Source organism: Streptomyces sp. NBC_00028, assembly GCF_045041065.1.
GTDB lineage: Bacteria > Actinomycetota > Actinomycetes > Streptomycetales > Streptomycetaceae > Streptomyces.
Window position 1 is genome coordinate 2,870,093 of sequence record NZ_CP108293.1, and the last position, 21,868, is coordinate 2,891,960.

At 70.3% G+C, this 21,868-nt stretch carries 23 protein-coding genes; 4 read left to right on the plus strand and 19 right to left on the minus strand.

The features are described 5' to 3' along the window. Positions 1-143: 143 nt before the first annotated feature. The 4 genes from OG885_RS12520 to OG885_RS12535 form a co-directional block, all read right to left on the minus strand. Positions 144-536: a type II toxin-antitoxin system death-on-curing family toxin gene (locus OG885_RS12520; protein ID WP_405730385.1), complete on the minus strand. Its 393-nt coding sequence runs from the start codon at positions 534-536 to the stop codon at positions 144-146. Beyond that, a complete protein-coding gene (locus OG885_RS12525; protein WP_030862426.1) occupies positions 533-727 on the minus strand; it encodes a ribbon-helix-helix protein, CopG family in 195 nt (64 codons plus the stop codon). Before OG885_RS12525 ends, OG885_RS12520 begins: the two co-directional genes overlap by 4 nt. A gap of 295 nt (positions 728-1,022) precedes the next feature. Continuing rightward, the gene (locus tag OG885_RS12530) at positions 1,023-2,351 is read right to left on the minus strand and encodes a class I SAM-dependent RNA methyltransferase (protein WP_405730388.1); all 1,329 of its coding nucleotides are present in this window, start codon (positions 2,349-2,351) and stop codon (positions 1,023-1,025) included. Positions 2,352-2,512: 161 nt separating this feature from the next. Continuing rightward, positions 2,513-4,561 carry an APC family permease gene (locus OG885_RS12535; protein ID WP_405730390.1) on the minus strand — a complete coding sequence of 683 codons (2,049 nt, stop codon included), beginning with the start codon at positions 4,559-4,561 and terminating at the stop codon, positions 2,513-2,515. Between the two features lie 391 nt (positions 4,562-4,952). On the opposite strand from OG885_RS12535, the gene OG885_RS12540 reads away from it, so the two are divergent. Further along, entirely contained in the window at positions 4,953-5,624 is a 672-nt protein-coding gene (locus tag OG885_RS12540) for a TrkA family potassium uptake protein (protein WP_329333781.1), read from the plus strand. Further along, complete coding sequence (locus tag OG885_RS12545) at positions 5,624-6,298, plus strand: TrkA family potassium uptake protein (protein WP_329333783.1); 675 nt, start codon at positions 5,624-5,626, stop codon at positions 6,296-6,298. Before OG885_RS12540 ends, OG885_RS12545 begins: the two co-directional genes overlap by 1 nt. A 63-nt stretch (positions 6,299-6,361) precedes the next feature. Here OG885_RS12545 and OG885_RS12550 read toward each other — a convergent pair whose 3' ends face one another. The 9 genes from OG885_RS12550 to OG885_RS12590 form a co-directional block, all read right to left on the minus strand. Then, positions 6,362-7,120 (minus strand): DUF3159 domain-containing protein, encoded by a 759-nt coding sequence (locus tag OG885_RS12550; protein ID WP_399950416.1) that lies wholly within the window; start codon positions 7,118-7,120, stop codon positions 6,362-6,364. 3 nt (positions 7,121-7,123) lie between these two features. After that, the gene (locus tag OG885_RS12555) at positions 7,124-7,522 is read right to left on the minus strand and encodes an OB-fold nucleic acid binding domain-containing protein (RefSeq protein ID WP_399950414.1); all 399 of its coding nucleotides are present in this window, start codon (positions 7,520-7,522) and stop codon (positions 7,124-7,126) included. Positions 7,523-7,567: 45 nt separating this feature from the next. Continuing rightward, a complete protein-coding gene (locus OG885_RS12560) occupies positions 7,568-8,254 on the minus strand; it encodes a response regulator (protein ID WP_399950410.1) in 687 nt (228 codons plus the stop codon). Then, a complete protein-coding gene (locus OG885_RS12565) occupies positions 8,251-10,794 on the minus strand; it encodes an ATP-binding protein (RefSeq protein ID WP_405730394.1) in 2,544 nt (847 codons plus the stop codon). The genes OG885_RS12560 and OG885_RS12565 overlap by 4 nt, the downstream gene beginning before the upstream one ends. A gap of 140 nt (positions 10,795-10,934) precedes the next feature. After that, positions 10,935-11,627: an ABC transporter ATP-binding protein gene (locus OG885_RS12570; protein WP_405730396.1), complete on the minus strand. Its 693-nt coding sequence runs from the start codon at positions 11,625-11,627 to the stop codon at positions 10,935-10,937. A 65-nt stretch (positions 11,628-11,692) separates the two neighbouring features. Next, positions 11,693-12,865, minus strand: coding sequence for an alginate lyase family protein (locus OG885_RS12575; protein ID WP_405730398.1), 1,173 nt, complete (start codon positions 12,863-12,865; stop codon positions 11,693-11,695). 175 nt (positions 12,866-13,040) lie between these two features. Next, entirely contained in the window at positions 13,041-13,808 is a 768-nt protein-coding gene (locus tag OG885_RS12580; protein ID WP_405730400.1) for a DUF3710 domain-containing protein, read from the minus strand. 1 nt (position 13,809) lies between these two features. Further along, complete coding sequence (dut, locus tag OG885_RS12585) at positions 13,810-14,361, minus strand: dUTP diphosphatase (RefSeq protein WP_405730402.1); 552 nt, start codon at positions 14,359-14,361, stop codon at positions 13,810-13,812. Then, on the minus strand, positions 14,358-14,942 hold the full coding sequence (locus OG885_RS12590) for a PaaI family thioesterase (RefSeq protein WP_405730404.1): 585 nt from the start codon (positions 14,940-14,942) through the stop codon (positions 14,358-14,360). Before OG885_RS12590 ends, dut begins: the two co-directional genes overlap by 4 nt. Positions 14,943-15,000: 58 nt before the next feature. Here OG885_RS12590 and OG885_RS12595 point away from each other — a divergent pair, with 58 nt between their 5' ends. Further along, positions 15,001-15,462: a DUF3093 domain-containing protein gene (locus OG885_RS12595; RefSeq protein ID WP_329333801.1), complete on the plus strand. Its 462-nt coding sequence runs from the start codon at positions 15,001-15,003 to the stop codon at positions 15,460-15,462. Between the two features lie 83 nt (positions 15,463-15,545). On the opposite strand, the gene OG885_RS12600 is transcribed toward OG885_RS12595, so the two are convergent. From OG885_RS12600 to OG885_RS12615, 4 genes are all read right to left on the minus strand, one after another. Next, on the minus strand, positions 15,546-16,517 hold the full coding sequence (locus OG885_RS12600) for a hypothetical protein (protein WP_405730406.1): 972 nt from the start codon (positions 16,515-16,517) through the stop codon (positions 15,546-15,548). Between the two features lie 13 nt (positions 16,518-16,530). Continuing rightward, positions 16,531-16,827, minus strand: a complete 297-nt coding sequence (locus tag OG885_RS12605) for a DUF4193 domain-containing protein (RefSeq protein ID WP_005481602.1) — start codon at positions 16,825-16,827, stop codon at positions 16,531-16,533. A 393-nt stretch (positions 16,828-17,220) separates the two neighbouring features. Then, entirely contained in the window at positions 17,221-18,456 is a 1,236-nt protein-coding gene (locus tag OG885_RS12610; RefSeq protein WP_405730408.1) for a sensor histidine kinase, read from the minus strand. A gap of 8 nt (positions 18,457-18,464) precedes the next feature. Continuing rightward, positions 18,465-19,118: a response regulator transcription factor gene (locus OG885_RS12615; protein ID WP_046257092.1), complete on the minus strand. Its 654-nt coding sequence runs from the start codon at positions 19,116-19,118 to the stop codon at positions 18,465-18,467. A 425-nt stretch (positions 19,119-19,543) separates the two neighbouring features. Between OG885_RS12615 and OG885_RS12620 the strand changes: the two genes are divergently transcribed. Continuing rightward, positions 19,544-19,708, plus strand: a complete 165-nt coding sequence (locus OG885_RS12620) for a hypothetical protein (RefSeq protein WP_399950382.1) — start codon at positions 19,544-19,546, stop codon at positions 19,706-19,708. An 84-nt stretch (positions 19,709-19,792) separates the two neighbouring features. Here OG885_RS12620 and OG885_RS12625 read toward each other — a convergent pair whose 3' ends face one another. Further along, positions 19,793-20,611, minus strand: a complete 819-nt coding sequence (locus OG885_RS12625; protein WP_405730410.1) for an inositol monophosphatase family protein — start codon at positions 20,609-20,611, stop codon at positions 19,793-19,795. 8 nt (positions 20,612-20,619) lie between these two features. After that, positions 20,620-21,747, minus strand: a complete 1,128-nt coding sequence (locus OG885_RS12630) for a ferrochelatase (RefSeq protein WP_405730412.1) — start codon at positions 21,745-21,747, stop codon at positions 20,620-20,622. Positions 21,748-21,868 lie beyond the last annotated feature (121 nt).

Below are 21,868 nucleotides of genomic sequence, written 5' to 3' on the forward strand. Positions count from 1 at the left end.
GCTCTTCCGAGATGCCTGCCGCCATACGCATCCACCCGCTGAACGGACGCCCCACAGGACTGGACCAGCCCACCCGGCGGAGTGCCAGAAGCCGACACCGCGCACGGAACCTCGTTCCACCCCGGACCTCACGATGTCGAACATCAGGGCACTGGGAACCAGGCCGACAGGCGCTTGGCGATGGCCGGCACATCGACGATGTCCTGCGCGACGTCCTCGACGAACGGTCCGGCAACGGAGACGGGCGGCGGGCCGGTACCGGCACTCACGCCGTTGAACCGCAGGAAGACACGCATGGCGAGCCAGGCGGTGCGCTTGTTGCCGTCGATCAGCGCGTGATTGCGGGCGACGGAGTGCAGCAGCGCCGCCGCCTTCTCGTGCAGCGTGGGATACAGCTCGGCTCCGAACACGTTGGTCCGGGGCCGTTCGATCGCCGACACCAGAAGTCCCATGTCACGCACACTGTGCTCGGTACCGTTGACCGTGCGGGCGATGGCCAGGATCTCGTCGATCTGGAGGTAGCGCACGCCGGTCACTTCAGGTAGTCCAGAATCTCCGCATCGCTGTCCATCAGCTCGGCCAGGACGTCATCGACCTTCAGCTCGGCCCGGTCCTGGGCTTCACGGATGGCCTCGATGGCAAGTTCCTGCTTGCTGCGACCCTCCCGACGAGCCCGCTCGGTGAGCTTCGCGTCAAGGTCGTCCGGGAGTCGGAGAGTCATCGCCATGCAGAGATGATACCTGATCGGTATCAACGTGTGCGGTCGGGCCGCGTTCTTGGCCTCCAAAGAAAATGGGGCCGGAATGGTCACTCGCATCGCCTGCGGCGGTGCAGCAGGGACTTCCGCTTCGAGCGTCATCCGAGCGTCAGGAATCTCCGAACGACCCTCTGAAGGCGTCGCCGATGCAAGCACCTCGCTCACGAATCCGCAGGTCAGCGAGCTACAAGAGTGATCCGTCCGCTCGAACCCGCTGCACGGAGGGAAACAGGTCGAGCAACCCACCAGAGCACAAAACCGCAGGTCAGGCACCCTTGCCCGCAGGCTCGAGAATCGCCACGCACTCAACATGCGAAGTCATCGGAAACAGGTCGAACACCCGAAGCGACCGCACCCGGTACCCCCCGTCCCGGAAGTACCCCAGATCCCGGGCCAGCGCCGCCGGATCGCACGCCACGTACGCGATCCTCCGCGCTCCCAGCCCGGCGAGATGCTCCACCGTCTTGCGTCCGGCCCCCGCCCGCGGCGGATCCAGGACGATCAGGTCGACCTCCGTGATCCCGGTGCGAGGCAGGACCGACTCCACCTTGCCCTGCTCGATGCGGACGCGGTCGAAGTCGGCGAGGTTGTGCCGGGCGTCCTCGACGGCCCGCTTGCCGGACTCGATGCCGAGGACCGCGCCCTTGTCGCCGAGGCGGTCGGCGAGCGCGCCCGCGAAGAGGCCGACCCCGCAGTACAGGTCGAGCGCCATCTCGCCCTTGCGCGGGAGCAGCCCCTGCATGACCGCCTTCACCAGGGTGTCGGCCGCCATCGGGTGGACCTGCCAGAAGCCGCCGCTGCCCACGCGGTGCGTGCGCCCGTCGGCCCGCTCGCGCACGAACGCGCGGCCGTGGACGCGGTGGATGCCGCCGTCCTTCTCGTCGACGCGCATGACGGAGACGGGCTTGTCGAGCTCGACGAGGGGAAGGCGGGCGCCCGGGCGGGGTTCCAGGATGACCATGCGGTCCTGTGAACCGGTCGCCGCGATCGCGTCCACCGACGCCATCCCGGCCCAGTCCCGCGCCTCGATGCCCAGCTCGCTGACGCCCGGCGCCGCGATCATGCAGTGGTCGATGACCTCGACCTCGTGCGAGCGGTGCCGGCGCAGACCGGCGTTGCCGTCCGCGTCCACCGCGTACTGCACGCGCGTCCGCCACCCGGGCACCTCACCGGCCGGCAGCTTGTCGCCCTCGGCCGGCATCACCGTGCCGTCCCAGCCGACGTCCTCCGGCGTGAGCCCGGCGAGGCGCTGCAACTGCTCGGCGACGACCTCGCCCTTGAGCCGCCGCTGCGCACCCGGTTTGGCGTGCTGCCAGTCGCAGCCGCCGCAGCGACCCGGGCCGGCGAAGGGGCAGGGCGCCTCGATCCGGTCCTTGGACGCGTCCAGGATCTCCACGGCGTCCGCCCGCAGGAACCGCGCCCCCTCCTCGCCCTCGGTCACCCGTGCCACGACGCGCTCACCGGGAAGCGTGTGCCGGACGAACAGGACCTGGCCGTCGGCGGTCCGGGCGATGCAGTGCCCGCCATGGGCCACCGGGCCGACCTCGACCTCGAAGTCCACCCCCACCAGCGATTTCTTCGGTTCTGCCTGCATGGCGGGGTGACTCCACAACGTCAAAGGGAAAGGACCGGACATCGTCCGAGGGAAAAGGCCGGGCTGTTGTCCGGGGGAAACGCCCGGACAACAGCCCACCAGTCTACGTCCGCGAGAACATCTCCCTCGCCTCCACGGCCGCGAGGGAAGTTCGTTCGCCTCTACTGCTGCGAGGACGTCTCCTTCGGCCGCTCGTGCGCCGGCCCACGCCGCACCGCACCCGGCGCGTTCCACTCCTGCCGCTTGCGGGCCCGGTTCTTCGCGGCCTCGGAGGACTGGAGCTGGTAGGGCACCGAGGTCACCATGACGCCCGCCGTGAACAGCAGCCGGCCCTTCAGCCGCAGCGCGCTCTGGTTGTGCAGCAGGTGCTCGTACCAGTGGCCGACCACGTACTCGGGGATGATCACGGACACCGCGTCGCGCGGCGACTCCTTGCGCAGGCTCTTCACGTACTCGATGACCGGCCGGGTGATCTCGCGGTACGGCGAGTCGAGGACCTTCAGCGGTACGTCGATCCCGCGCCGCTCCCACTCCTCGCGCAGCGCCTTGGTCTCGGCCGGGTCGACGTTGACGCTGAGCGCCTCCAGGGTGTCCGAGCGCAGCAGCTTGGCGTACGCCAGCGCCCTGAGCGTCGGCCGGTGGATCTTGGAGATCAGCACCACGGAATGCACCCGGGACGGGCGGACGCTGTCGTCGCTCGGTCCCTCGGGGGCCGCGATCTCGTCGGCGACGCGGTCGTAGTGCTTACGGATGGCGGACATCGTCGCGTAGAAGATCACCATGCCGAGCAGCGCGACCCAGGCGCCGTGCGTGAACTTGGTGACGAGGACGACCACCAGCACCAGGCCGGTGAAGAAGGCGCCGAAGGCGTTGATCGCCCGCGAGCGGACCATGTGGCGGCGCTTGGCCTCGTCCTTCTCCACCGCCAGATGGCGGTTCCAGTGCCGGACCATGCCGGTCTGGCTGAGCGTGAAGGAGACGAACACACCGACGATGTAGAGCTGGATCAGACGGGTGGAGTCGGCGCCGTAGATCCAGACCAGCAGGCCGGCCGCGCCCGCCAGGAGCACGATGCCGTTGGAGAAGGCGAGGCGGTCGCCGCGCGTGTGCAGCTGGCGCGGGAGGTAGCGGTCCTGGGCGAGGATCGAGCCGAGCAGCGGGAAGCCGTTGTACGCCGTGTTCGCGGCCAGGAACAGCACCAGCGCGGTCGCCGCGGCCAGCACGATGAACAGGAAGCTGCCCTTGCCGAAGACGGCCTCCGCGACCTGGGAGATCACCGGGTTCTGGACGTAGCCGGAGCCGATCGCGACCCCGTCCTTCAGCAGGTCCTCGGCCGGGTTCTCGGCCATGCGGACCTTGGTGGTCATGGCGAGCGCGATGATGCCGCAGAACATCGTCACGGCCAGCAGGCCCATCGCCGCGAGCGTGGTCGCCGCGTTCTTGGACTTCGGCTTGCGGAACGCCGGAACACCGTTGGAGATCGCCTCGACACCGGTCAGCGCGGCACAGCCGGAGGAGAAGGCCCGCAGCAGCAGGAAGACCAGGGCGAAACCGGCCAGTCCCTGGTGCTCCGCCTTGATCTCGTAGCCGGCCGTCGGCGCCCGCATGGTCTCGTCGAGGACCAGCCCGCGGAAGGCGCCCCACGCGATCATGATGAAGACGCCCGCGACGAAGACGTAGGTCGGGATCGCGAACAGCGAGCCGGACTCCTTCACCCCGCGCAGATTCATCAGCGTGAGCAGCACGATCACCGCGATCGCGCAGAGCACCTTGTGCTCGACGACGAACGGCACGGCGGAGCCGAGGTTCTCGATGCCGGAGGCGATGGACACGGCGACGGTGAGGACGTAGTCGACGAGCAGGGCGCTGGCGACCGTGAGCCCGGCCTTCGGGCCGAGGTTGGTGTTGGCCACCTCGTAGTCGCCGCCGCCGCTCGGATACGCGTGCACGTTCTGCCGGTAGGAGGCGACCACGGTGAACATCAGCACGACGACCGCGACGGCGATCCAGGGGCTGAAGTGGTACGCCGACACGCCCGCGATGGACAGGACCAGCAGCACCTCGCCGGGCGCGTACGCCACGGAGGAGAGGGGGTCGGAGGCGAAGACGGGGAGGGCGATGCGCTTCGGCAGGAGCGTTTCCCCGAGCCGGTCACTGCGCAGTGCGCGCCCGATCAGGATCCGTTTGGGCACGTCGGTCAGTTTGGACACAACAGAGAAGCCTAAGCGTTCGAACGGGTGCGCAACCACCCGCCACCCCACATCGGCCTCGATCTGCCCTCCGAGTGAAATCGGCCAACCGCCCGGCAACGGATTCCGCACCGGTTCGCGTCCTCATGCCTATATGACAAGACCCCCCGCCCGCACCGCCCCCGGAGGTCCCATGCATGCCAGCGCGGAGCTGATCGGCGCCGCCGCCGCTCTTCTCGGCCTCGGAATCCTGACTCTTGTGAGCCTGCGCAGCATCAGCCGCCGCTGATCGCCCCGGGCCCTGCACGGGGGTGCCCCGCACGGACCGCGCGTGTGTAGCTTGGTGGCCGGTCTGAGACCCTGTTAAGGCCAAGTCAACGACTCTTGACACTTGTCATTCGGAAGGACGGTCGTGCACATCGTCATCATGGGCTGCGGGCGAGTGGGTTCCGCTCTCGCCCAGACCCTGGAGCAACAGGGGCACACGGTCGCTGTGATCGACCAGGACCCCACCGCCTTCCGTCGACTGGGCTCGGGATTCGGCGGCCGCCGGGTCACCGGCGTCGGCTTCGACCAGGACACCCTGCGCGAGGCCGGCATCGAGGAGGCGGGCGCGTTCGCCGCCGTCTCCAGCGGTGACAACTCGAACATCATCGCCGCCCGCGTGGCCCGCGAGATGTTCGGCATCGAGAACGTCGCGGCCCGTATCTACGACCCGCGCCGCGCCGAGGTCTACCAGCGCCTGGGCATCCCGACGGTCGCCACGGTCCGCTGGACCGCCGACCAGATGCTCCGCCGGCTGCTGCCCTCGGGCGCCGAGCCGCTGTGGCGCGACCCCACCGGGGGCGTCCAGCTCGCCGAGGTGCACGCCTCCGCCGCCTGGGTCGGCCACAAGATCAGCAGGCTCCAGGAGGAGACGGGCGTCCGCGTGGCGTTCCTGACCCGCCTCGGCGAGGCGATCCTGCCCAGCTCGCAGACGGTGCTTCAGGAGGGCGACCTGGTGCACGTGATGATGCGCACCGACGAGGTCGACAAGGTCGAGGCGTCCTTCGCCAAGGGTCCCGAAGAGGAGGGCGGTCACTGATGAGGGTCGCCATTGCCGGTGCCGGCGCGGTCGGCCGCTCGATCGCGGGCGAACTGCTGGAGAACGGCCACGAGGTCCTTCTCATCGACAAGGCGCCGACCGCCATCTCGGTCGAGCGCGTGCCCCAGGCGGAGTGGCTGCTGGCCGACGCCTGCGAGATCACGTCCCTGGACGAGGCGGCGCTCCAGCGCTGCAACGTCGTGATCGCCGCGACCGGCGATGACAAGGTGAACCTGGTCGTCTCGCTCCTGGCCAAGACGGAGTACGGCGTTCCGCGTGTCGTCGCCCGGGTGAACAACCCGAAGAACGAGTGGATCTTCAACGAGTCCTGGGGCGTGGACGTCGCCGTCTCGACGCCCCGCCTGATGTCCGCCCTGGTCGAGGAGGCGGTCTCGGTCGGTGACCTGGTCCGTCTGCTCCGCTTCAGCCACGGCGACGCGAACCTGGTCGAGCTGACCCTGCCGGAGGAGTCGGCCCTGGCCGGCACCCAGGTGGGCGACGTGGAATGGCCGGAGGACACGTCCCTGGTCACGATCATCCGCGGCACCCGCGTCCTGACTCCGACCCGCGAGGACTCCCTGGAGGCGGGCGACGAACTCCTGTTCGTGGCCGCCCAGGCCCGCGAGGAACAGCTGGAGGACCTGCTGTCGGTGCGTCGCGAGGACGCGTCCTAGGCGGTACGACGACGAAGGGGCGCCCTGAGAGTTCAGGGCGCCCCTTCGTCGTCGTACCCGTAACTACGCCTCGCGCCGGTGCCGCGCCCCGGTCGACTCGCCGCGCTCGGCGGCCAGGGCGGCCTTCCGCTCCTCCTCCGCCTTCTCGGCGGCTTCCATCTCCGCGAAGACGTCGATCGGCGCCGGTGCCTTCGCCAGGAAGACCCATGTCAGCCAGACGGCGAGCAGGAAGGGCGGGATCTTCAGCGCGACCAGCACCCAGCCCAGCTGCGCCGTGTTGGCCCACCAGTACAGCGGGAAGAGGATCGCGCACTTGGCCAGCAGGATCGCACCCCAGGCGTAACTCGCCTTGGCGTACGCCTTCTTGCGGCCGGGGTTGCGGGTGCGCCAGGAGAGGTTCTCCTTGAACACCGGGCCGAGGATGAGGCCGATCAGCGGGACACCGCACAGGGTCGTGATGATGTACGCCAGTCCCAGACCCAGCGTGTACAGCATGCCCGGCAGGTAGAAGTCCTTCGCGTTGCCGGTCATCATCGCGAAGACCACACCGAAGGCCACGCCGAAGACACCGCTGAAGGCGTGCTTGACGGTGTCCCGCTTCACCAGCCGGACCACGACCAGGACCAGCGACACCGCGAGCGCGGCGATCGCGGACATGTGCAGGTCCTTGTTGATCGTGTAGATCGTGACGAAGAGCAGGCCGGGCAGCACCGTCTCGACCATGCCCCGCAGGCCTCCGAAGGCCTCGAACAGCGCGGCCTCGGTCACCGCCCGGGCGTCGTGCTGATCGGTCTCTTCGGTCGGCTTGTCGAGCGACGTCACCGGCTACTCCCTACCGAGGGGTCTCAGTTCGTACTTCGGGTTGAACAGCACCCGGCGGCCCCGGCTCATCGAGATCCGGCCCGATGCGATCAGCTTGCGCCCCGGCTCGATCCCCACGATGGAGCGCCGGCCGAGCCACACCACGTCCAGCGCGGCGGAGCCGTCGAACAGCTCGGCCTCCAGCGCCGGGACACCGGCTCTAGGACGCAGCGTGACCGTGCGCAAGGTACCAGTAACGGTCACGATCTGTCGGTCGTGGCAGTCGCCGATACGGACACAGCCGGCGGTCTCGGCATCCTCCCGCAGCTCCTCCGACTCCAGGTCCTCCTGGGACGAGGAAAGCCGGTCGAGCATGCGCCGGAACCGGCCCACCGGCTTCTCGGAACGCGGAACAGCACTCATATGTGAAGCGTACCGGGGTGCGCTGACACCTTCGTACCCGCGGTGCTAGCCCTCGAACCGGTAGCCCATACCGGGCTCGGTGACGAAGTGCTTGGGGTGCGAGGGGTCCGCCTCCAGTTTGCGACGCAGCTGCGCCATGTAGACCCGCAGATAGTTGGTCTCCGTCCCGTACGACGGCCCCCACACCTCCTGGAGCAGCTGCTTCTGGCTGACCAGACGGCCGGTGTTGCGCACCAGCACCTCCAGCAGATGCCACTCCGTGGGGGTCAGGCGTACGTCCTTGCCGCCCCGGTTGACCTTCTTCGCGGCGAGGTCGACGGTGAACTCCGCGGTCTCCACGGTCGTCACGTCGCTCTCCCCTGGGCCGACCGGCTCCGCCCGGCGGACGGCGGCCCGCAGGCGGGCCAGCAGCTCGTCCATGCCGAAGGGCTTGGTGACGTAGTCGTCGGCGCCCGCGTCCAGGGCCTCGACCTTCTCGTCGGAGGAGTGCCGGGCGGACAGCACCAGGATCGGTACCCGGGTCCAGCCGCGCAGTCCGCGGATCACCTCGACGCCGTCCATGTCGGGCAGGCCCAGGTCGAGGACGACCACGTCGGGGTGGCGGGCGGCGGCGAGCCGGAGGGCGGTGGCACCGTCGTGGGCCGCGTCGACCTCGTATTTGCGGGCCCTGAGGTTGATCACGAGGGCGCGCACGATCTGCGGCTCGTCCTCGATCACGAGCACCCGGGTCATGTGGTCCGCCTTTCGGGTTGTACGGCCATGAGGGGTTCACGGCCCGCTTCCGCCGCCCTGAGCGTCAGCACCATCGTGAGGCCGCCGCCCGGCGTGTCCTCGGCGTCGAGGGTGCCGCCCATGGCCTCGGCGAAGCCGCGGGCGACGGCGAGCCCGAGTCCGACACCGGCCCCGCGCGGGGCGTCGCCGTAGCGCTGGAAGGGCGCGAAGATGCGCTCCTTGGCCTCGTCGGGGACGCCGGGGCCCCGGTCGACCACCCGGACCTCGACCCGGTCGGCGAGGGCGCTGGCGGACACCAGCACCGGCTCGTCCCGCCGGCTGTACTTGACGGCGTTCTCCACCAGGTTGGCCACCGACCGCTCCAGCAGCCCGGCGTCCACGGCGACCATGGGCAGCGTCTCCGGGATGTCCAGCTCCACGCTGTCCTCGGGCACCCCGCCGAGCGCCATCGGCACCACCTCGTCGAGGTCGATCTCCCGGATCAGCGGCGTGACCGTGCCGGTCTGGAGCCTGGACATGTCCAGCAGGTTGCCCACCAGGTGGTCGAGCCGGTCGGCGCCCTCCTCGATGCCCTCCAGCAGCTCGGCCCGGTCCTCCTCGGACCACGCCACGTCGTCGGAGCGCAGGGACGACACCGCGGCCTTGATCCCGGCCAGCGGGGTGCGCAGATCGTGGCTCACGGCGGCCAGCAGGGCGGTGCGGATCCGGTTGCCCTCGGCCAGGGTGCGGGCCTGGTCGGCCTCCTCCCGCAGGCGCCGCCGGTCCAGGGCGACCGCGGCCTGCGCGGCGAACGCGGCGAGCACCCGGCGGTCCTCGGCGGGCAGCACCCGGCCGGTCAGGGCCAGGGCCATGTGGTCGCCGACGGGCATGTCGACGTCGGCGTCCTCAGGGCGCTCCACGGGGCGGCCGAGTCCGGCGCGGCCCGCGCAGGTCCATGGCTCGACGTCGCTCACCCGTTCGAGCAGGGCCGCCGACTCCATCCCGAAGGTCTCGCGGACCCGCTCCAGGAGCTCCTCCAGGCCGGTCTCGCCGCGCAGCACGTTCCCGGCGAGGAAGGACAGGATCTCCGACTCGGCCCGCAGCCGGGCCGCCTGATGGGTGCGCCGGGCGGCCAGGTCGACGACCGAGGCCACCGAGACACCGACCCCGACGAAGATCACGATGGCGACGATGTTCTTCGGGTCGGCGATGGTCCAGTGGTGCAGGGGCGGTGTGTAGAAGTAGTTCAGGAGCAGGGAGCCGACCGCGGCCGAGGCCAGCGCGGGCAGCAGTCCGCCGAGCAGCGCGGCGGCCACCGTCAGCGTCAGGAACAGCAGCATGTCGTTGGCGAGGCCGAGGTGGACGGTGTTGAGCAGCACGGCCAGGACGGCGGGGCCGGCCACGCCGACCGCCCAGCCCCAGATGATCCGCGCCCTCCCGAGCCGTGCGCCGCGGGCGACCGGCAGTCCGCGTCCCTTGGCGACCTCGTCGTGGGTGACGATGTGGACGTCGAGGTCGGGCCCGGACTCCCGGGCGACCGTCGCGCCGACGCCGGGTCCGAAGACGTACTGCCAGGTCTTGCGGCGCGAGGAGCCGAGCACGACCTGGGTGGCGTTGACGCCCCGGGCGAAGTCGAGCAGCGCCGCGGGTATGTCGTCGCCGATCACGTGGTGGAAGGTGCCGCCGAGGTCCTCCACGAGGGTCCGCTGGACCGCGAGTTCCTTGGGCGAGGCCGAGGTCAGGCCGTCGCTGCGGGCTATGTAGACGGCGAGCACCTCGCCGCCCGCGCCCTTCTCGGCGAGCCGCGCGGCCCGGCGGATCAGGGTCCGCCCCTCGGGTCCGCCGGTCAGCCCGACGACGATCCGCTCGCGCGAGCCCCAGATCTTCGAGACCCGGTGGTCGCTGCGGTACTGCTTCAGATACTCGTCGACCCGGTCGGCCACCCACAGCAGCGCGAGTTCCCTGAGGGCCGTGAGGTTGCCGGGCCGGAAGTAGTTCGACAGGGCCGCGTCGACCTTGTCCGGCCGGTAGATGTTGCCGTGCGCCATCCGGCGGCGCAGCGCCTGCGGCGACATGTCGACCAGCTCGATCTGGTCGGCCCGCCGGACCACCTCGTCGGGCACGGTCTCGCGCTGCCGTACGCCGGTGATGGACTCCACGACGTCGCCGAGGGACTCCAGGTGCTGGATGTTGACCGTCGACACGACGTCGATCCCGGCCGCGAGCAGCTCCTCCACGTCCTGCCATCGCTTGGCGTTGCGGGAGCCCGGGATGTTGGTGTGGGCGAGTTCGTCCACCAGGGCGACGGCGGGGGCGCGCCGCAGCACCGCGTCGACGTCCATCTCCTGGAAGACGGTTCCGCGGTACTCCAGTTCCCGGCCCGCGATCCGCTCCAGGCCGTGGAGCATCACCTCGGTACGCGCCCGGCCGTGGTGCTCGACATGGGCCACGGCGCAGTCGGTGCCGCGCTCGACGCGCCGGTGCGCCTCGGAGAGCATCGCGTACGTCTTGCCGACGCCCGGTGCCGCACCGAGGTAGATCCGAAGCCTGCCGCGTCCCATGGGTCCCATTGTCTTCCGGTCACTGCTGCCTACGCAGCGTCGACCTTACGGCCGTGCCGGGTGGCGAACGGGCTCCGAAGCCCCTGGGAGGCCGGTCCTTGACGCAACCCTGACGGCACACGCGGCACCCGTGGACCGGCTCAGCCCTGGACTATCTCCCCGTCGCCCAGTTCCAGGACCCGGTCGGCCAGATCCAGCAGGGTCGCGTCGTGCGTGGCGACGAGGGCGGTGACGTTCTCGCTGCGTACGACGGCGCGCAGCAGTTCCATCACGGCGTGCCCGGTCTCCGCGTCGAGCTGGCCCGTGGGCTCGTCGGCGATGAGCAGCGAGGGGCTGTTGGCGAGGGCGCGGGCGATGGCGACCCGCTGCTGCTGGCCGCCGGAGAGCTCGGTCGGCCGCTGGGCGGCGTGGTCGGCGAGGCCGACGAGGGACAGCAGCAGCTCGACGCGCTCTTCACGCGCGCGTGCGTCGGCCCGGCGCAGCCGCAGGGGGACGCCGACGTTCTCGGCGGCGGTGAGGATCGGGATGAGCCCGAAGGACTGGAAGACGAACCCGACGTGATCCCGGCGCAGGGCGAGCAGCCCGTCCTCGTCCAGTGCGGCGAGGTCGCGCCCGCCGACCTCGACGCGCCCCTGGTCCGGTGCGTCGAGGCCGCCGACGATGTTGAGCAGCGTGGTCTTCCCGGATCCCGAGCGCCCCTTGAGGGCGACGAGCTCCCCGCGCGGCACCTCCAGGGAGACGCCGCGCAGGGCGTGGACGACGCCGGCGCCGCGACCGTAGGACCTGTGGACGTTCTCGACCCGGACCATGGTCTCGGTGACCACCTGGCTCATGTGCCCTCCCCCGTGCGGACCGGGCGCCAGTATCCCCACCGGGCGCCCGGCTGTTCAACGGTCGGTCAGCTCGGATTGTCCCCGTGGGTGAGGGTCTCCCAGGCCACGAAGAGGTTGTTGGAGCCGGCCGGGCGGTTCCGCTCGGTCAGGGCCTGGGTGTTGGTCATGGCGATGCCCAGGCGGTTGTGCAGGGCGTTGTAGCCGACCTCGGTGACGGGTCCGAGCCCGAGCTTCAGCGAGCCGCCGCACAGCCAGCTGGGCACGGCGGTCCCCAGCTCGTACTTCGCCTGGAACCCGAGCGCCTGCCGCAGCCGCTCGCCCACGTCGGTGCCGTACAGGTCCTGCCCCTGGATACGGCTGGTCTCGGCGATGTGCGCGATGGCCGAGATGCCGTAGCCGGTGTGCGTGAGGTCGCGGCAGGTCTCCTGGGTGAGGCCGGTGACGAAGGTGGACTGTCCCTGCCAGTACGCGACGATCTTCGCCGTGGTGTCGAGGTTCTGGCTCGGCACGGTCTTCGGCACGGAGCCGTCGGAGGCGAGGTACACATAGGCGGCCGTGCGTGTGCGGAACTTCGCCATGGCCTTGTCGTACGACGCCTTGTCCTCCAGGAAGACGGAGATGCCGACGGCCGCCTCCATCATCGACAGCTCCCAATTGCCGTTGGAGTTGGAGCCGTTGATGATCTCGGGGAGGTAGACGGTGCGGAGCATGGTCGCGAAGCGCCCGGAGCCCGCCCAGCCTCCCGTGTACGTGTACTTGATGATCTCGGCGGCCTTGGGCCAGGAGGAGCCGGCCCAGCCGGTCTGCAGGGGCGCGTTGCTGTTGGTGTGGTCCGTGAGGGTCGCGGACCAGGCGTCCATCAGCTGGATGGCCTTCTTGGCGTACCGGTCGTCGCGGGTGATGTACCAGGCGAGGGCGTCGGTGTAGGCGGCGATCGCGTCCTCGCGCTCGTCGGTGCAGCCGTAGTTGGGGTTCGAGTAGGAGCCGCATTCGACGACCGCGCGGGGCTTGGGCGTGCGGTTCAGATCGGCGTACTTGCTCGCCAGCATCTGGTCGAAGGCGCCCTTCCAGGGCTGGGCGCCGGCGTTGACCTTGGTGCGGGCGAAGTCCAACTGGCCCTGGGAGACGGCGACTCCGGGGTGGGCGAAGGCGGCGGGGGCGGCCGGGGCGGCGGTGGGCCAGGCCAGAGCGCCGGCGACGAGGGCGGCCACGGTCGTGAGGAGAGCGGTTCTGCGCATACGTGGGGGCCTTCCGTTCTCGTATATGAACGTGAAGCGCCTTTGTGAACAGACGCGTTGGGCCGAGACGGTAGGTACAGACCAATGCGCCGTCAAGAGTTCGCGCAGGACCTCCGTGCGTGCATGACAAAGGGCCGTACCCCGCGACGGGGTACGGCCCTTGACGCCTTCTCGCCTACCGGACCTCGGTGATCTCCGGGCCGCGCTGGAGCTGGCCCATGCCGCCGGAGAAGCGGGAGCCCTCCTGGTCCTGCTGCTGGACGCCCTCGGGGACCATCTGCGCGTCGTTCGGCAGCTTGAGGACGATCGGGTCGCGGGGCGCCATGGGGCCCTCGCCGCGGACCACGACCGTGTCCCGGAAGATCTGCTCCAGCAGACCGGCCGCCTGCGGCTGCACCGCGCCCTGCCCCGAGATCACACCGCGCAGGAACCAGCGCGGACCGTCCACCCCGACGAACCGCACGACCTGGAAACCGCCCGTGCCGTCCGGCAGCTGCACCGGCACCTGGGCCCGCAGCTCCCAGCCCAGCGGACCCTCGACCTCGTCGACGATGCCGCCCTGCTGGGTGATGCCGGTCGCGATCTCCTCGCGCACCTCGCCCCAGATGCCCTCACGCTTGGGAGCGGCGAAGGCCTGCAGCTGGACGGCGCTGTCGCGCAGCACCACGGTCGCCGCGACGATCGCGTCACCCGCGACCTCGACCCGCAGCTCCATGCCGTCGACGCCGGGCACGAAGATGCCGCCCAGGTCCACCCGGCCCTCGCCCGGTTCGCTCACCTCGGAGTCGTCCCAGGGCCCGTCGGGCCGCGGCTCGGGCTCGAGCCTCACCCGCTCGCGCTCGCCGCCTTCGTCGTCCGCCTCAGTGTCGACACTGTCGACGACCTGCTCGGCCTCGCCGGCCGCGCCCTCGGCGGCATCCTTCTTCTTGCGACGTCCGAACACGTCACTGTCCTTCCCGGTCGGATACGACCGATGCGTATCGATTCCCACCCGTTGCGCCGCCGACGGCGGCCTGACCGCTTGTGCTGTTCGTACCGGTCACCGCGGCATGACCTCCGGTGGACCCGAAGCCCCCTTCGGCCCGCACCGAGTCGGGCAGCTCCGCGACCTCCTGGAAGCTGACCCGCTCGACCTGCTGGACGACCAGTTGGGCGATCCGGTCGAAGCGCTCGAACCGCACCGCCTCGCGCGGGTCGAGATTCACCACGATCACCTTGATCTCCCCACGGTACCCGGCATCAACCGTCCCCGGGGCATTCACGAGAGCGACACCGCAGCGGGCGGCGAGACCGGATCGGGGGTGCACGAAGGCCGCGTACCCCTCCGGCAGCGCGACAGACACCCCGGTGGGCAGCACGACCCGCTCGCCCGGCTGCAGTTCACAGCTCTCGGTGGTCCGCAGATCGGCTCCCGCGTCACCGGGGTGCGCGTACGACGGAAGCGGTACGTCGGGGTCGACGCGCCGGATCAGCACGCTCACGGGTTCACGGGTCACGGGTTCACCTCGAAGGCACGGGCACGCCGGATCTGGTCCGGGTCGTCCATGGCGGCCCGGATCTCCTCGGGGCGGCCGTTGTCGATGAAGTGGTCGACCTTCACCTCGACGAAGAGCGCGTCCGCGCGGACGGCGACGGGCCCCTCCGGGCCGCCGATACGCCCGGTCGCGGTCGAGTAGATCTTGCGCCCGGCGACGGCCGTGACACAGGCCTCCAGATACAGCACCGTGCCCACGGGAACGGGCCGCGCGAAGTCGGTCTCCAGGCGTCCCGTCACCGCGATCGTGCGCAGGAGCCAGTTCAGGGAGCCGAGCGTCTCGTCGAGAGCGGTCGCCAGCACACCGCCGTGCGCCAGGCCGGGGGCGCCCTGGTGGGCGGGGCGCACGGTGAACTCGGCGGTGACCGAGACGCCTTCGCCCGCGCGGGCCGCCAGATGCAGGCCGTGGGCCTGCCCGTCACCGCAGCCGAAGCACTCGCCGTAGTGCGCGCCGAGGAGCTCGCCGGGCGCGGGCGCGTCGGGATGACGCACCGGCGGCGCGGCGTCGGCCGGAGGCTGAAGAGCTGCGGAAGTACCACTCACAGCCGCAGACCTTACCCGCGCGTCGGCCGTGTTCTCACACCGTGCCAAGCTTGGATTCATGCAGCTCTCCGCGACCCCGTACGAAGAACGTCTCACCGCCCCCCGTTCCTGGTGGCTGATCTCGTTCCTGGTGGGGGTCTCCTTCGCCCTCATCCTGCTGCCGTTCGGGACCCTGCCGCTGCTCGGCGGCCTGGTCGGCGGCACCGCCGCGGCCGCGGTCGTCGCCAGCTCCTACGGCTCGCAGCGCATCCGGATCGTGGGCGACTCGCTGATCGCCGGAGAGGCGAAGATCCCGGTCACGGCGCTGGGCGAGACGGAGATCCTGGACGCCGAGGAGGCGCGCGCCTGGCGCACGTACAAGGCCGACACCCGCGCCTTCCTGCTGCTGCGCGCCTACATCCCCACCGCGCTGCGTGTGATGGTCACCGACCCCGAGGACCCGACGCCGTACCTGTACCTGTCGACGCGCGAGCCGGAGCGGCTGGCGGAGGCGATCCGGCAGGCGCGCGAAGCCGCGTAGAACATTCGCGCCAGTAGTCACCCGCCGGCCCGGCCACGGGTACCTCCGGGAATCTCACGGAACTCTTACCGGTCGCGGAACCCTCACCGGCCGCGTCGGCCCTCGCCGTGCCCGCGTCCGAGTTCCTTCGCGACGTCCCCCACCGTCAGGGGATCCGCCGGTGCCTCCAGCGGCGGGAGCTCGGGGAGCGCGTCCCAGGGCACCTGCATCTTCCGCAGGTCCGCGCGGATACGGGCCGCGAGCTTTCTGGTGTCCCGGCGGTTCATGACCGCGCCCACGGCGGCGCCGACCATGAACGGCATCAGGTTCGGAAGATCCCGGACCATGCGCTTCATGATCTGCTGCCGCAGCTGGTTCTTCATCGGGCCGCTGAGTGCGGAGTTGATCGTCGACGGCTTGGTCACGTCGATGCCGCGCTCACCCGACCAGGAGTTCAGGTACGCGGTGCTGCGGTCCTTGAGGCCGCCCGGCGGTCGCACGCCGTAGACCTCGTGGAGTTCGGCGATCAGCTTGAGTTCGATCGCCGCGACCCCGGTGATCTCCGCGGCCAGCTCCGTGGGCATCGCGGGCGGCACGGGCAGCATCGCCGCCGCTCCGACACCGGCGCCGACCGTCGCGGTGGCCGCCGCGGCGCCCGCCACGAGCTTGTCGGCGAGCTGCTCGGGCCCGAGGCCCGGGAACTGCCTGCGCAGCGCCTGGAGGTCGCGTACGGGGATCCTGGGGGCGTTGTCGATGATCCGGTCGGCGAGGTACGCCAGGCCCGCCCTGGCCCGGCTGCCGCCCTTGCGGACGCCTTCCCCGACCTTTTCCCGGATCACCGCGACCCGTCGCTTGGCGACGGGCGCGGGGTACCGCTCCGCGGGGGCCGGGAGGTCAGCCCGGCCGGCCGCGGGTTCGAGCGAGGCCGATCCCGTACCGGAGATTCCTGTATCGGAAGCTCCCGTACCGGATGAGCCCCGCTCGTCGTCACGCGCGCCGTGAGGGCCGTCGGACGGCCCTTGGTCCGCTCCCGGCAGGTGGGAGCGGCGCTTCCAGGGAGGGGTCGAGCCAGTCACGGCCGACCCGTCCTCAGTCGCAGTCGCGGCAGATCGGCTGACCGTTCTTCTCGCGGGCCAGCTGGCTGCGGTGGTGCACCAGGAAGCAGCTCATGCAGGTGAACTCGTCCTGCTGCTTGGGCAGCACCCGGACGGCCAACTCCTCGTTCGAGAGGTCCGCGCCGGGCAGTTCCAGGCCTTCGGCGGCCTCGAACTCGTCGACGTCCACTGCGGACGTCGACTTGTCGTTCCGCCTGGCCTTCAGCTCTTCAAGGCTGTCCGAGTCGACGTCGTCGTCGGTCTTGCGTGGGGTGTCGTAATCCGTTGCCATGTCGCTCTCCCCCTCTGGGTGTCTGCGGTGTCTCCAGCGCACGTAACGCGTGAGAGGCCGGACTTGTGCCCGACCCGAGGCGGAGATTTTGCCTCACATCAAGGTCTGTTACTCAATCGACACCCAACCGGACCCCTCATGAGTGATCGGCTGGGATGGCGATGGGGACCGTACACGGTCCGAATGCCGCACTTCAAAGGCGTCTCACCGTGTACTTCCCGTGATCAAGGCCCCCGAAAACCCGGACTTTCCCGGCTTTCCGACTGCCTTCTTGATCACTGTCAGTAGATGGCCGGAAATTCGCCCTTGTGATCGATCACACACGGGACAGCTCGACGAGTGCCCAGAAAATTCCGCGCAAAGCGAACATCCCCGTGTGTCGGCGACATGGTCTCAGATCGGAAGGGTGACCCGCATCACGAGGCCTCCCCCCTCGCGCGGCTGTGCGTAGATGTGCCCGCCGTGCGCCCGGGCGACCGAGCGCACGATGGACAGGCCGAGCCCGACGCCCTTGTCGCTGCCGGTCCGGTCGGCCCCTCTCAGCCGCTTGAACGGCTCGAAGAGATTGTCGATCTCGTACGCCGGCACGACCGGCCCCGTGTTCGACACGACCAGCAGCGCCTGACCGTGCTGGACCTCGGTGGTGACCTCGACCCAGCCGCCCTCCGGCACGTTGTACCGCACGGCGTTCTGCACCAGGTTCAGCGCGATCCGCTCCAGCAGTACGCCGTTGCCCTGGACGACCGCGGGCTTCTGCTCCCCGCGGATCGTCACGCCCTTGGCCTCCGCCTCCGCGTGCACCTGGTCGACGGCCTGCTCGGCGACCTCGGCTAGGTCCACGGGCTTGCGCTCGACGATCTGGTTGTCGCTGCGGGCGAGCAGCAGCAGCCCCTCCACGAGCTGCTCACTGCGTTCGTTGGTGGCGAGGAGTGTCTTGCCCAGCTGCTGGAGCTCCACGGGCGCGCCTGGATCCGAGAGATGAACCTCCAGCAGCGTGCGATTGATCGCCAGCGGCGTTCTCAGCTCGTGCGAGGCGTTGCCGACGAAGCGCTGCTGGGCCGTGAAGGCCCGCTGGAGGCGCTCCAGCATGTCGTCGAAGGTGTCGGCCAGCTCCTTCAGCTCGTCGTCCGGGCCGTCCAGCTCGATCCGCCGCGACAGGTCCGAGCCCGCCACCGCGCGGGCGGTCCGGGTGATCCGGCCCAGCGGGGACAGCACACGGCCGGCCATGGCGTAGCCGAAGGCGAAGGCGATGATCGCGAGGCCGAGGAGGGCGAGGAGGGAGCGGCTGAGGAGGTTGTCGAGGGCGTGCTGACGTTGTTCGTTGACGCAGTCGTTCATCGCCTTGTTGAACACGTCGGGCGATGCCTGGGTGGGCAGGTCGCAGACCGAGCTGGTGACCTTGCCCTCGGTGATCTTGAAGGGCAGCAGGCTGCCGACGTTGAGCGCCTGCGCGGCGAGGAGATAGATGATCGACAGCAGCAGGATGCCGGCGATCAGGAACATCCCGCCGTAGAGCAGCGTCAGCCTTATGCGGATGGTGGGACGCAGCCAGGGGAACGGAGGCTCCGGCCGGCGGGGGTCCCAGGTGGGTTTCGGAGGCGCCTGGGGAGGCGCGGGAGCGGCGGCCACGACGCGTCTCAGATCCGGTAGCCGGAGCCGGGGACCGTGACGATGACGGGCGGCTCGCCCAGCTTGCGGCGCAGGGTCATGACCGTCACGCGCACGACGTTGGTGAACGGGTCCGTGTTCTCGTCCCAGGCCTTCTCCAGGAGCTGCTCCGCGGAGACGACCGCGCCCTCGGAGCGCATCAGCACCTCCAGGACGGCGAACTCCTTGGGCGCGAGCTGGACTTCCTTGCCGTCACGGAAGACCTCGCGGCGGTTCGGGTCGAGCTTGATGCCGGCGCGCTCCAGGACGGGCGGCAGCGGCATGCTGGTGCGCCGGCCGAGGGCACGCACGCGCGCGGTGAGCTCACTGAACGCGAAGGGCTTGGGCAGATAGTCGTCGGCGCCGATCTCCAGGCCCTCGACCCGGTCGCTGACGTCGCCGGACGCGGTGAGCATCAGCACGCGCGTGGGCATGCCGAGCTCGACGATCTTGCGGCAGACGTCATCCCCGTGGACGAGGGGGAGGTCGCGGTCGAGGACGACCACGTCGTAGTCGTTGACGCCGATGCGCTCCAGGGCGGCCGCACCGTCGTACACGACGTCGACGGCCATGGCCTCCCGGCGCAGTCCGGTGGCCACCGCATCGGCGAGCAGCTGCTCGTCCTCGACGACGAGTACGCGCACGTCGCTTGTCCTTCCTGTGTCCACCCGTGTCCACTCGCGTAGCGCTTCTCGGGCACACGGGCAGGGGTGTCGGTGAGAGTGTTGACCTCCATCCTGCCCTTTTCGGCCATAAGTCGGCTGTAAGGCGGGTGAGCACCGTCTGAACGACAGGTATGAAGCCCGGGAATGCGAGATTTTCTCGTTCGGTTGAGGTTTCCGTGGAGGGGAGCGGGGGGAGGACGGCTTTACACCCCGCGATCACGCTCTGCATGTGCCGCAGCACCATGCGGTACACCGCAATCCGCTTTCCGCAGAGCGGGCGTGGGTGTCCGGCGCCGTCGCCGCCCAGCAGGGCAGCGCTGGGCATCTGCAGGAGACGTGATCGCCCCTTCCGAACGGCACACCCCCGTGCCACCGACCCACGACCCAGGACGAGGGGGCGCAGCATGGACGCATTCACCGCAGGACTTCTGCAGCGCATAAGGACGACCGAGTCCGACCTGACGCGGGCTCGCGACGAGGGCGACGACTTCCTCGTCGAGGTGGAACAGGCCGAGCTCGACGACCTGCGCCGCCTGGCCTTCGAGCACGGTGTGGAGGTCAGCGCGTAGCGTCTGATCGATACATCAGTACGACGACTAGGGCCCCGGTGAATCCAGCACCGGGGCCCTTGCCGTGCGTGGCGTCGGAGGACGTCAGTCGTGCCAGGCGCCGAAGTCCTCCAGGAGGCGCTGGAGGGGCTCGAAGACGCCCGGGGTGGCAGCGATCGCCAGATGGTGTGCGGGGCGCTCTCCGGGGCGTCCACCGGTCAGGGCGCCCGCTTCCCGGGCGATGAGGTCGCCCGCGGCCAGGTCCCAGGGGTGAAGGCCGCGTTCGTAGTAGCCGTCCAGGCGTCCCGCCGCCACGTCGCAGAGGTCCACCGCGGCCGACCCGCTGCGGCGGATGTCGCGGAGGAGCGGGATCAGGCGGTGGGCCACCTCGGCCTGGTGGGTGCGGACCTCCAGGACGTAGTTGAAGCCCGTCGAGACCAGCGCCTGGTCGAGAGGCGGAGCGGGACGGCAGCTGAGCGCGCGGTCGCCGGACCAGGTGGGGCCCGTCGCCCACGCACCCTCGCCCCGCACCGCCTGATAGGTCTCGCCCCGCATGGGGGCGGCCACCACGCCGACGACCGTCTCCCCGTTCTGCTCGGCGGCGATGGAGACCGCCCAAGTGGGGAGCCCGTAGAGGTAGTTGACCGTGCCGTCGAGCGGGTCGATCACCCATCGGACGCCGGTCGTGCCCTCGTTGGACGCGCCCTCCTCGCCCAGGAAGCCGTCGTCCGGGCGGTGCGCGGAGATCAGGTCCGTGATCAGTTTCTCCGCCGCGATGTCCATCTCCGTGACCACGTCGATAGGGCTCGACTTGGTCCTGGCGACCTCCAGGTCGGCCGGGCGGCCGTCCCGGAGGAGTTCGCCGGCGCGGCGGGCCGCCTCCTGGGCGAGCTTGAGCAGTTCGGTGTGGAAGGGGTCGGTCACCGGGGTCCTCACGCGTAGGGGCTGTCGGCGCCCGCGGCGGCCGGGCGGGGGGCCCGGGCGGGGCAGCAGCCCACCGGGCAGAGGTTGTGGCTCGCGCCGAGCGCGCCCAGCGCGCAGGGGGTGACCTCCTGGCCGCGTTCCGTCGCCGCCCGCTCCAGGATCAGGTCTCGGACGGCCGCCGCGAAGCGCGGGTCGGCGCCGACGGTGGCCGAGCGCCGCATCGGCAGCCCCAGCTCCTCCGCCTTCGCCTTGGCCTCCGTGTCGAGGTCGTAGAGGACCTCCATGTGGTCGGAGACGAAGCCGATGGGGGCGATCACGACGGCCGGGACGCCGGACTCGTGGCGCTCCTCCAGGTGGTCGCAGATGTCGGGCTCCAGCCACGGGATGTGCGGGGCTCCGGAGCGGGACTGGTAGACGAGCTGCCAGGGGTGGTCCACGCCGGTGCGCTCGCGGACCGCGTCGGCGATCAGCCGCGCGACCTCCAGGTGCTGTTTCACGTACGCGCCACCCTCGCCGTGCTCCTCCACCGGGCCCGAGGTGTCCGCCGAGGCGTCCGGGATGGAGTGGGTCGAGAAGGCGAGGTGGGCGCCGTCGCGGACCTCTTCGGGGAGGTCGGCGAGGGAGGCGAGCACGCCCTCGATCATGGGCTCCAGGAAGCCCTCGTGGTTGTAGTAGTGGCGGAGTTTGTCGACCTTCGGCAGCTCCAGGCCCTCGGCCTCCAGGGCCGCGAGGGAGTCCGCGAGGTTCTCGCGGTACTGGCGGCAGCCCGAGTACGAGGCGTAGGCGCTGGTGGCGAGGACCAGGACGCGGCGGCGGCCGTCGGCGACCATCTCGCGCAGGGTGTCCGTCAGGTACGGGGCCCAGTTGCGGTTGCCCCAGTAGATCGGCAGGTCCAGGCCGTGCTCGGCGAAGTCCTTGCGCAGGGCGTCGAGCAGGGCGCGGTTCTGGTCGTTGATGGGGCTGACGCCGCCGAACAGGAAGTAGTGCTGCCCGACTTCCTTGAGACGTTCCTTGGGGATGCCTCGCCCACGCGTCACGTTCTCCAGGAACGGGACCACGTCGTCCGGGCCCTCGGGGCCGCCGAACGAGAGCAGGAGCAGGGCGTCGTAGGGGGTGGCATCGCGCGCGTCTGGCATGGGTCGATCCTGTCATCCGGTACTGACAGCCGGGAAACGGTGGGGTGGCGGACCGGGTTCCCGGGTCGTCCGGGCGGGTGCGTTAGGGTCGCCTTACTCGTAAGCTGTATCAGCTGCGTTC